The sequence below is a fragment of the Parasphingorhabdus sp. genome (genome assembly GCF_049667325.1).
GTDB lineage: Bacteria > Pseudomonadota > Alphaproteobacteria > Sphingomonadales > Sphingomonadaceae > Parasphingorhabdus.
In genome coordinates this window covers 1-10,745 of the sequence record NZ_JBATHY010000164.1, presented here as the reverse complement: position 1 = coordinate 10,745, position 10,745 = coordinate 1, and the positions used below count along the sequence as shown (strand labels likewise).

Sequence of the window (10,745 nt, the reverse complement as noted above, 5' to 3'; positions counted from 1 at the left end):
TACCACGGGTCATGGCTTGCGGAACTGCGGCCTCGGCATGATCGCCGCCCGTCTGGCGACCCGGTCCATCCCCGGCGCGCTGCTGGTCGGCGGGGCATTGATCGCCAAGAAACTCTATGATGACTCGAAGGAGGCAGAATTGCTTCCTGCATCCGAAGCAGTGATCGATATCGAGGGCAAGCCGGTGCCGGAGGAAAGCGAAACCGCATCAGATCCTGCGGCTTTACGACTTCCCGGGTAAACATTAGCGGGTGCCAGCCAATCAGCCCGAAATAAAATATCCTACATCGGCAACAATCTATCCAACATAACGCAAAATAGCGCGTCCTTGGCCCAAACTTTGACAAACTTTGGACCTGCTCCTGCGCTTGAGGCATGGTGACAAGCATCACCGCAATCCCGATTGATCTATGCTGACCGCCCAAAATCCGGCGAGCAGAATTTATCCCCCCATTTGCATTATTGATTGTAACTGACATTGCTGTAAGCTTGTCCGAAATCGTTGAAATTGGGCGGCACAGGAGAGCAAATTGGCGACGACCGCGCAATCAGGGCCAGCGCCCCGCAAATTCTATGGCTGGACCAATGTCGGGCTATTCTTCTTCATCCAGTTCGCCGCTTCAGGCTTCGTCTATTTCGCTTATTCGGTAGTATTCCCGGTGATGGTAGAGACGATGGCATGGAACCGCGGGACCGCGTCCATCGCCCAGAGTGTCGGGCTGATCCTGTTCGGGCTGTGCTACCCGCTGACCGGATTTCTGATCAGCAGATACGGGGTCCGCCGGACCGTTACCATCGGGCTCAGCCTGATGCTCGCCGGGCTGCTGCTGTCAGCGAGTGTGGTGCAGGAAATCTGGCACTGGATTTTGGTCTGGGGTGTGGTCGTCGGCATGTCCCTCTCGCTGACCGGGCCGATCTGTTCTCAAACCACCATGATCAACTGGTTCAAGGCGCGGCGCGCGACAACCATCGGCATAGTGCTGACCGGAGGAGCCGTCGGAGGTGCCATCGCACAGCCCGCGCTCTCTTCGATAATGACCTATTTTGACAGCTGGCGCGCGGCGTGGCTGGTAGCGGCAGCGATGGTCGTCCTCGCCATCATCGTGACCCAATTCCTCGTCAACCGCCCCGAAGAAATCGGACAATTTTCCGACAATGTCGATCCGGACAATGTCCGGGAAGCTGCTGCAGCGCGCAACAACCGCTCGAGGACCCACCGCACCGAGGAAGACTGGACGATGAAGGAAATCATCCGCCAGCCTGTGGTCCTTTGCCTGATGCTCGCCACCATCGCTTACCTGACCACTTTTTTCTTCCTGCTCAATCATGGCGTGTTGCATCTCACCGACAAGGGTGTTCCGGCGATCGAGGCGGCCTCGGTGATGGGGCTCGCGATTTTGGGCAGCGGCATAGCGCGCATTCCCGCCGGCTGGCTGGGCGACATGTTCGAATTGCGCTGGACGGTGTTCGGTTCGCTGTTGCTGATGGGTTTCTCATTGCTGGGATTCTGGTTTGGCGAGGGCGTTGTCCTGCTATCCGCGATGGGGATGCTGTTCGGTGCCGGATATGGCAGCATGCTGGTGCTAGGCCCGGTGGTCACCGGAAATTATTTTGGCGAGCGCGCCTTTCCGGTGATCAACTCGGTCATGGCACCGGTCATGTTGCCTTTTGCCGCGATGGCACCCGTCGGTGGTGGCTATATTTTCGAAGAAACCGGCAGCTATGATCTTGCCTTCACTCTGGCATTGGCTTTGATCGGGCTTGGTCTGATTGGCGCGTTTTTGCTCAAGCCGCCGGTTAAGCCGGCTTAAACATTGCCATCGCTGGAGAGCAGCGCCGCAATCGGCCGGGTTCCGGGCCGGCGCGCCAGCACGATCATCAATATGGTTGTAAAAGGAACCGCCAGTATCGCCCCGGGAATGCCCCACAGACTGCTCCAGATTGCCAGCGACACCAGCACCACCATTGGACTGAGATTGACCGACTTGCTGAGCATCTTCGGTTCGACAACATTGCCGATCAGCACCTGCGCCGCCGTCATCAGGCCAGTGGCGACCAGCGGTACGGTCAAATTGCCGAACTGGGCCACCGCAAAGAGCGCGGGGAAAGCCACGCCGACAAACGATCCGATATAGGGAATATAGTTGAGCAGGCCGATGATGATCGCCCACAGCGCGGCATATTCCACGCCCATGATCAGCAATATCGCCCAGCACACGACGCCCAGAATGATATTGATCAGTGTCTTGGTTGCCAGATAACTGCCGATATCATGGTTGATCCGGGTAAACATGTTGAGCGTGTCGGTCGAATCACCATTGGAACCGAAGGCACGGCGCACCTTCTCCGGAAAGCCGGTGATCTCGCTCAGCAGAAAGGATGCATATAATATCGTGATGAAGACAAATCCGCCGAAGCTGGTCAGCGAGGACAACACCGATTGGGCAAGCGCGGCGATATCGATCTCGGTAAAAAATCTGGTCGCAAAATCGCTAACCGCTTTGGCGACAGCTTCCGTGCCGCGGTCGAACATCGCGGACGGCGATGCCATGCGCTCGGCAACTTCTGGCTGGCCGCTGCCGGTGTCGGCCGGAGTCGGGAACCACGCGGCGAACAGATTTTCCAGATTGCGCTGATAGACCGGCAGCGACGGCACGAGGTTCTGCAGGCTCGCCACCAGCATCCGGGTCATCGCGAAAAGCAGGGCCAGGACCCCGATCAGCGCCAGCGTGGCACGCAGCCACAGCGGTGTCCGGCCAAGTCCCGGAATCCGGGCAACCGTGGCGCTGGCGGCATAAAGTATCTGCAGCAATATGATCGCAGTCACGATCGGCAAAATGATGTCCTTGCCGACGTAAAACAGCCAGCCCACCATAATGGTAATGCCGACCGCATAAAATATCGTGCTGATACGTCCCTGAACCATGATTTGGGAATAGCCGGAATTTATCAGACTGTCATCAGGATGATTGCACGGGGTCAGCAAGATGGAAAAAACATCGCGGCAGCATCTTGACGCCACGCGCCTTTCTCGGCCAATAGCCGCTATGGCCGACAATATTTCTTCCCAGACAATCGATAATGATCACCGAGAGTTGAGCCGACGCGGTTTGCTGTTCGTGCTTTCTTCCCCCTCGGGTGCGGGCAAATCGACGCTAGCGAGCATGTTGCTTGAAGCCGATGAGGAGATCGCCATGTCCGTTTCCGTCACTACGCGCCAAAAAAGGCCCGGAGAGGAACACGGGAAAGACTATTATTTTGTCGACGGCGATGAATTCGAAGAAATGGTCGCTGACCACAGCTTCCTGGAATATGCCACGGTATTCGGAAACCGCTACGCTACGCCCGCCGCACCGGTCCAGCAAAGTCTCGCGGATGGACAGGATGTGCTTTTCGATATCGACTGGCAAGGCACCCAGCAGCTCTACCAGCGCGCGGGACAGGATGTTGTCCGGGTCTTTATCTTGCCGCCCACACTCGACGAATTGCGCAAACGGCTGGAAAGCCGCAACACCGATGCTCCCGACATCATCGAGAGCCGGATGCAGCGCGCGACCAGCGAGATCAGCCATTGGGACGGCTATGACTATGTTTTGATCAACGATGATCTCGACGCCTGCTTTGCCAAGGTGAAACAAATATTGGCGACCGAGCGCATGCGCCGTTTGCGGCAAACCGGACTGATTGGCTTTGTTCGCGATTTGATGGCGGAATGATCAGCCCGCCGGCGTCAGAGCCTGCCTGACATAGAGTCCGTCGAAAACCGTCGACCAGCTTGATCCGTCATCGGACGATGCCTGCCAGTGCTGACGGACGCTGCCGTCGGTGTTCGGCGTCCAGGTGACCCGGTTGATCACGGTGCCCTCCTGATAATAAGGCGTGTTCCGGTTGCTGAGGACCATTTCACCATGATCATTGAGCCCGCCCTCGATAAATAAGGCCGCACCATCGAGGCCCATCCAGGTCTGGTGCCATTTTTTTCGGGCAGCGTCATAAAAGCTCATGCTCATGCCAGAGTAGCCGCCCGTGGTTTCATAATCTTCGCGGATCACGCAACCGGCATGATCACGCGATATCCGGTTCATTGCCGTGGGCTGATTCTGGCCGACCGCCGTCACATCCCATATTCCGATCCAGAAATCGAAAGCGCGGTGATCAACGGTGGCGCAGGCCGGAGGAGGACTAGTGGCGGGAATCGCCACTTGCTGCGCATGGACCGGCACAAGCAAAGGGGATGGCACCAGGAGCGTTGCAAGGATCACGCCCAATAGGGGTCGGACGCGAAGCCAGCTGACCCGGGAATCGGAGCTTGCCCATGCGGTAGGCAATGTTCCCCGGCCCGCCTTTTTGCGATACCGCATCATGACACCATCCCCCCTGATTGAGCTTCGATGCGACCCGAAAGCTTTGCGCTATTTCCGGACCGTCACTCAGCTGTCTGAAGAATAGCACAGGAGCGCACCGCTCCGGTCTCGATTCGACCAACGGCAATTGCCCGTCGATGAAAGGGGAACACTTCTGCCTCCGGTGGATTGGCCGGAACGTTTGCTTGAAACGCCCGTCAAACCGAAAAGAGCGTTGGTATTGAGGCCCCGACCGTTTACCAGAAGCAACAGCGGCGGATCGCTTCGGGGGACATTATGGTGCAAGCGCGGGAAATTGATGTCCTCATCGTCGGTGGCGGATTTTCGACCATGCCGCTGGTCCGCGAACTGGATGCAAGCGGGGTCAAATGGCTGATGGTGTCGGAAATGACCCCGATCTGGCAACAGCTCGAAGCTGCCGATGCGCTGGATTTCGATCTGGTAAGTTCGCTGCAGAGCAGCGTCTATTCGTTCGAACTGGTCGAGATGCTCAAGGAGCAAGGCGAGGGTTTCACCGACGGATTTCCGACCGCCCGGGAATTTTACGCCATCCACAAGAAATATGCCGCGCGCTACGCTGACAGGATCCATCAGGGACGCGTCGACAGCATCGACAATCATCCCGGTCACAGCATTGTGCATCTGGACAGTGGTGAACAATTTCGCGCGCAGCATGTCGTTATCGCCACCGCGTTCCGGCGTCAGATGAACGCCAATCTCAAGCAGATCAGGATTGACCAGAGCTATGCCGGAAAGAGCGTGGCGGTCACCTCGACCGGTGACAGTTCGAATCTGCTGATCGCCAAGCTGGTCGCCTATGGGGCCAAGGTGCATCTGGTCACCAATGGCTTCATCATGCTCGACAAGATGTTCGCCACTTTTTCGCCATTCGACGATGGCCCGCGCTTTGTGCCGCTCGACCAACTCGAATGTCACAATTTTGCCGAATTCAGCAAATGGAGCTACCGCGCGTTCATCGACGGCGGCTATATCCACGGCCTGATCCACCATTGGTTCGCGCGGGTTTTCGATCGCAACAGCCTTGGCGTGCGCCATCCCAAAAGCATCCGGCCGCACGCGGACATCCGCAGCTTTTTCAAGGCAAAGGCACCGGTCGAAAATGGCCATATCGCGATCAAATACTGGCCGATCGACGTCTATAAACTCTATTGCGGGGAAACGCTCGAGCAGAAGATAAGCGATGGCTATTTGATCAACGACCTGCCGTTTTTCCTCGAACATGGTCATGTCAAACTATGGGACAAGGCCAGTACAACCATCGACCGCGAAACCGGGACGATCAGCGAAAAGGGCGAAACCACCCGCTTTGACGAAATCATCGACGGCGACCAGGAAGTGCCCGCAATCCCCGAAATCCGGCTGCGCAGCGATGGTGCGTCCGAGCATTTTTTCTACAAGACACGGCAACAGTTTCTGGGCGTGGTGTCGCCCCGGCTGCGCAACATCTATACCATCGGCTTCACCCGTCCGTTTACCGGCGGGCTCAACAATATAAGCGAGATGCAGTGCCTGCTGGTCCACCGTATGATCACCGAACCGGAGTTTCGCAAATCGATCCGCCGCAATCTCAAGGAACGGATCGCGCGCTATAACGATACCTATTTTTCCAATCGGCCGCATAAGAAATCCGACCATTTGGTCTGGTACGGCACCTATACGGACGAGGTCGCCAAGCTGCTCGAGATCCGGCCCAAACGCAGCGACACGCCGGGTCTCAAGGGTCTGATAAAATATTACATGTATCCCAATAACGTGTTTCGTTTCCGCGAGACCGGCCGCTATGCGGTTGACGGCGTCGGTGAGCTTCTTGCCCATACCGCGAAACAATATCATGATTATAAAGTGCTGGCGCTGCTCGTCATCCGCTATCCGTTTTTCGAGCTGCTGGCGCTCGGCACGATCCTGCTCGCTCCGGTGCCGTGGTGGATCAAGATACCAGCCGCGATAATCCACAACCGCCTGCCCTTCACCTCCACCCTGGTTGGAAAATTTGGCCTGCCGACAAGAGAGAGCAAGGCGATTTTCAATTACCGCAAGATCATCAGTTTCCCTGTGCTGGCCTATCCCGTGATCGCAACGGCTATCTGGGCGACGGTGGGGATGGAAACGGCCTTCGTGTTTTCTGCGGGGTTGCTGGCCTATGTTTACGCAATGATCCACCTCGGCACCGCGAAGGGCTGGAACCGCAAATTTTTCTGCGACATGAAGAGCAAGAGATCGCCGGAGATGGTCGGGTTTTTCGAGATATACCGGGCGGTTTTCGGGCGGGTCACTACCAAGAAATAACCTGTTACTAGATCGTGACCACCGTCACGCATAACTCATCCTCGCCTGTTCTATCTCTATTCCTCATGAATTGGCGATTCTTTGAGAACCGGCAATATTGTGTTACAATTCACAAAATCAAAAAAATGGTCGCTTTTGGAAACAATGGATTGGGGGCAGTCTATGAAGCGGCTATTTTGTTCCAGAATTTTGAGAGTTCCAGTTTTGGTGGTTGCACTCGGCGCCATTGGATTGAGCGGGTGTACGACCATGAGGGGTGCGCCTGAAAACGTGCTAGACATGCCTGAATCGTCGCTGATTGTCAGTGGGAGTAAAGTTGCAACACGCGAAGAAGTCATTGCTCATTATGTCCGCCAGGATGTCGTTGGGAAGCAAGAATTTCGAAATCGGGTCATCGACCACTATATGGGGTTGATAGACAAGCAATATGACAAATATTCTAGTCGGCTTTTTTCCGAGGGGATCGAGTTGGCGCTGGGGTTTGACGCAGCGATAATAGGATTGTCCTCGACTGCCGCTCTGTTTGAAGAAGTGGCAGATGATTTGGCGACAGTGATAGCAGGATTTGCAGGTATTCAGTCTTCCATAAACAAGAATCTCTATTTTGATCGCACTTTGCCGGCGCTGATTGTCACCATGGATGCCGAGCGAGCAAATGTTGAAACAGAATTGTTACGACAAAAAGGTTCACCAGTGACCGAATACACCATTGAGGCCGCAATCCGGGATCTCAGAAGATATCAACAAGCCGGCACCTTGATGCGGGCGATCACCAATGTAACCGAGACAGCGAGCGAAGAAAAAGCGATCGCAGAACGAAATGCAAAGCTGGCAAGATTGGCGGTATTTGGCTGTACGCCAGATGCGGAGTTGATCAGGGCGGGCGATAATGTTCGGGGATTTGTTGTCGACCAGATGGGAATATTATCAGAGGAAACGTTCACAACAGCGCAAAAACAAAAAGCAGCCAGCGGCATCGTTGTTGTGGCGATCGAATTGAATAGAAAACTTGAAGATCAGTTGGACATTTCAAAAGAAGCTGTCGAACTTGGAGCAGATGTTGCCGATGTGTTGCGCGGAACCCAAGGGATATATTGCGATGTATCCGAGCTCAACGCTCTTCAACAGCGTCTATCACCATTTTTGAATAATTGATCGAATCCACGGGAGAATTTAGAATGGGGAAAGTAGCTCATCACCTGGCCGAATATAATTTGACCAAACTGGAATTAAGCTTGGAACTGGCAGAATCGTCATATGGCGCCACAAATGCATTGCGCGTCGGAGAATCCCGTATTGATGGCGCTGAGCCGACCGAGGTTACGGTCAGTGAGCATAAATGGAAACGTGTGCCTCCGCTTTCACTTCGACTGATGCTTGATCCCGAACACGATCTGAAAGCTCCTGAAGGAACGACACTCGTTGTTCGCGGAACTGCTATTGTAAAGGCTGGAGACAAGTCAGAACAAAAAAAAGTTGCTCTTTTTCGAGATAACACGGACGAGGACTAAACAATCCGATTAAAGTTTGCGGGAGCAAGTTGATCCGATTTTTCTTCATTTAGATCTGGTCTGTCGCTGCTGCGTCCATTCATACTTTGGTGTGGATAGTAAATGGACGATTTGTGCAAATACATATCGGGCAATTCTCCCCCTTGCAAAAAGAACAAACATCGAACATATAGCCCAGTCCACCCTGTCCTTTCGACCCGCTGGACTCTCTCCGGCATCTTCGGCAAAGCACCCGCATGAGTCTGACCCACATCAAAGTAAAAGGCGCCCGCGAGCATAATCTCAAGGGCGTCGATATCGAGCTTCCGCGCGAGAAGCTGATCGTGATTACCGGCCTGTCCGGTAGTGGCAAATCCAGCCTCGCCTTCGATACGATCTATGCCGAGGGGCAGCGGCGCTATGTGGAATCGCTTTCCGCATATGCGCGGCAATTTCTCGAGATGATGCAGAAGCCCGATGTCGAGCATATCGAGGGATTGTCGCCGGCGATCTCGATCGAGCAGAAAACCACCTCGCGCAACCCGCGCTCGACCGTCGCGACGGTGACCGAGATTTACGACTATATGCGCCTGCTCTGGGCGCGCGCCGGGGTGCCTTATTCGCCGGCGACCGGCTTGCCGATCACCGCGCAGACGGTGTCACAAATGGTGGACCGGGTGATGACCTTGCCCGAGAAGACCCGCTTCTTCCTGCTCGCCCCGGTCGTGCGCAGTCGCAAGGGCGAGTATCGCAAGGAATTGCTTGAGTGGCAGAAGGCGGGCTTCACCCGGGTGCGCGTCGATGGCGAGTTTTACGATATCGAGGAAACGCCGAAGCTCGACAAGAAATACAAGCATGACATCGAGGTGGTCGTTGATCGCCTGGTGGTGCGCGAAGGCATGGAACAGCGGCTGGCGGACAGTTTTGAAACCGCGTTGCGGCTGGCCGATGGCCTGGCTTTTGTCGATCTGGCTGATGGTACAGTTGAAGAGGCGTTGGCCGGGAACGCAGTTGCCGAAGCCAGCGCGAACTTCACACCCGAACCGGCTGTTGCGACACTGACCACCAACAAGATGAAAGGCACCGGCCTGCCGCCGAACCGGATCGTCTTTTCCGAACGCTTCGCATGCCCGGTCAGCGGCTTCACGATCGAGGAAATCGCCCCGCGCCTGTTCTCGTTCAACGCCCCTCAGGGCGCATGTCCGTCCTGCGACGGTCTTGGCGAGAAGCTTCACTTCGACACCCAGTTGATCATTCCCAATCCGGCGTTGAGCATCAAACAGGGCGCGGTGGTGCCGTGGGCAAAATCCAACCCGCCTTCGCCTTATTATATGCAGGTTCTGGGTAGTCTCGCGCGGCATTTCGATTTTGATCTCGAGACCCCGTGGAGTGAACTGAGCGAGCATCACCGCGATGTTGTTCTCAACGGTACGCAGGGTCTACCGGTCACCCTGCGGTTCCAGGACGGGCGCAAATCCTACGAGGTGAAAAAGCCATTCGAAGGCGTCGTCGGCAATCTCAAGCGGCGGATGTTGCAGACCGAAAGCGCCTGGATGCAGGAAGAACTGGCAAAATTTCAGGCCGCGGCGCCATGCGAAACCTGTCACGGCGCGCGGCTCAAGCCCGAAGCGCTGGCGGTCAAGATCGCGGGCGAGGATATTTCGATTTCGACCCGGCGCAGCGTCGGCGATGCCTTGGAATTTTTTGAAGGTCTCGGTGCACAGCTCAACAAGACGCAGAGCCAGATTGCCGAACCGATCCTCAAGGAAATCATCGAGCGGCTCGGCTTTCTCAACAATGTCGGGCTCGATTATCTCAATCTCGACCGGACCAGCGGGACGCTTTCCGGCGGCGAGAGCCAGCGTATCCGTCTCGCCAGCCAGATCGGGTCGGGCCTCAGCGGCGTGCTCTATGTTCTCGACGAACCGAGCATCGGCCTGCACCAGCGCGACAATGACCGCCTGCTGACCACGCTCAAACGCCTGCGTGATCTCGGCAATACGGTGATCGTGGTCGAGCATGACGAAGACGCGATCCGCACAGCGGACTGGGTCGTTGACATGGGTCCAGGCGCCGGTGTTCATGGTGGCGAGGTCGTTGCCGAAGGAACGCTCAAACAGATTTTGAAATCGAAACGATCGCTGACCGCCGCCTATCTCAACGGCACGCGGGAGATCGAGGTTCCGGCCAAACGGCGCAAGGGCAATGGCAAGAAGCTGACCGTGCACGGCGCCACCGCCAATAACCTCCAGAATGTGACCGCATCCTTTCCGCTCGGAACCTTCACCTGCGTCACTGGCCTGTCGGGTTCGGGCAAAAGCTCGCTGACCATCGACACGCTTTATGCCGCGGCAGCACGGACCCTCAATGGCGCGCGGGTGATTGCCGGCAAGCATGACAAGATTACCGGCCTGCAATATTGCGACAAGGTCATCGATATCGACCAGTCGCCGATTGGCCGCACACCGCGTTCGAACCCCGCGACTTATACCGGTGCCTTCACCAATATCCGTGACTGGTTTGCCGGTCTGCCCGAGGCGCAGGTGCGCGGCTACAAGCCGGGCCGGTTCAGCTTCAACGTCAA

The 10,745-nt window shown here is 56.0% G+C and carries 8 protein-coding genes and 1 pseudogene; 7 read left to right on the top strand and 2 right to left on the bottom strand.

What is annotated here, in order from left to right; translation table 11 throughout:
• Together WBM93_RS07455 and WBM93_RS07450 are read left to right on the top strand one after the other, a co-directional pair.
• A pseudogene (locus WBM93_RS07455) lies at positions 1 to 241 on the top strand (hypothetical protein); the annotation flags it as partial.
• Positions 242 to 530: 289 nt separating this feature from the next.
• A complete protein-coding gene (locus WBM93_RS07450) occupies positions 531 to 1,811 on the top strand; it encodes an MFS transporter (RefSeq protein WP_424430289.1) in 1,281 nt (426 codons plus the stop codon).
• On the opposite strand, the gene WBM93_RS07445 is transcribed toward WBM93_RS07450, so the two are convergent.
• Positions 1,808 to 2,926 carry an AI-2E family transporter gene (locus tag WBM93_RS07445; RefSeq protein ID WP_424430285.1) on the bottom strand — a complete coding sequence of 373 codons (1,119 nt, stop codon included), beginning with the start codon at positions 2,924 to 2,926 and terminating at the stop codon, positions 1,808 to 1,810. The genes WBM93_RS07450 and WBM93_RS07445 overlap by 4 nt on opposite strands.
• Positions 2,927 to 3,047: 121 nt before the next feature.
• Here WBM93_RS07445 and gmk point away from each other — a divergent pair, with 121 nt between their 5' ends.
• A complete protein-coding gene (gene gmk, locus WBM93_RS07440) occupies positions 3,048 to 3,716 on the top strand; it encodes a guanylate kinase (protein ID WP_424430292.1) in 669 nt (222 codons plus the stop codon).
• Here the strand turns inward: gmk and WBM93_RS07435 are convergent, their stop codons facing one another.
• Positions 3,717 to 4,364 (bottom strand): hypothetical protein, encoded by a 648-nt coding sequence (locus WBM93_RS07435; protein ID WP_424430283.1) that lies wholly within the window; start codon positions 4,362 to 4,364, stop codon positions 3,717 to 3,719.
• A 276-nt stretch (positions 4,365 to 4,640) separates the two neighbouring features.
• Here WBM93_RS07435 and WBM93_RS07430 point away from each other — a divergent pair, with 276 nt between their 5' ends.
• The 4 genes from WBM93_RS07430 to uvrA all read left to right on the top strand — a co-directional run.
• Positions 4,641 to 6,671 carry a hypothetical protein gene (locus WBM93_RS07430; RefSeq protein ID WP_424430280.1) on the top strand — a complete coding sequence of 677 codons (2,031 nt, stop codon included), beginning with the start codon at positions 4,641 to 4,643 and terminating at the stop codon, positions 6,669 to 6,671.
• 81 nt (positions 6,672 to 6,752) lie between these two features.
• A complete protein-coding gene (locus tag WBM93_RS07425) occupies positions 6,753 to 7,826 on the top strand; it encodes a hypothetical protein (protein ID WP_424430278.1) in 1,074 nt (357 codons plus the stop codon).
• Positions 7,827 to 7,849: 23 nt separating this feature from the next.
• Positions 7,850 to 8,182, top strand: coding sequence for a hypothetical protein (locus WBM93_RS07420; RefSeq protein WP_424430275.1), 333 nt, complete (start codon positions 7,850 to 7,852; stop codon positions 8,180 to 8,182).
• Positions 8,183 to 8,418: 236 nt separating this feature from the next.
• Positions 8,419 to 10,745, top strand: a 2,327-nt coding sequence (gene uvrA, locus WBM93_RS07415; RefSeq protein ID WP_424430273.1) for an excinuclease ABC subunit UvrA, incomplete at its 3' end; no start/stop codon positions are given.

Excerpts from the sequence above, each read along its gene's own strand:
- WBM93_RS07445 (WP_424430285.1), bottom strand. The coding sequence starts at position 2,926 with ATGGTTCAGGGACGTATCAGCACGATATTTTATGCGGTCGGCATTACC.
- gmk (WP_424430292.1), top strand. The coding sequence starts at position 3,048 with ATGGCCGACAATATTTCTTCCCAGACAATCGATAATGATCACCGAGAG.
- WBM93_RS07435 (WP_424430283.1), bottom strand. The coding sequence starts at position 4,364 with ATGATGCGGTATCGCAAAAAGGCGGGCCGGGGAACATTGCCTACCGCA.
- WBM93_RS07430 (WP_424430280.1), top strand. The coding sequence starts at position 4,641 with ATGGTGCAAGCGCGGGAAATTGATGTCCTCATCGTCGGTGGCGGATTT.
- WBM93_RS07420 (WP_424430275.1), top strand. The coding sequence starts at position 7,850 with ATGGGGAAAGTAGCTCATCACCTGGCCGAATATAATTTGACCAAACTG.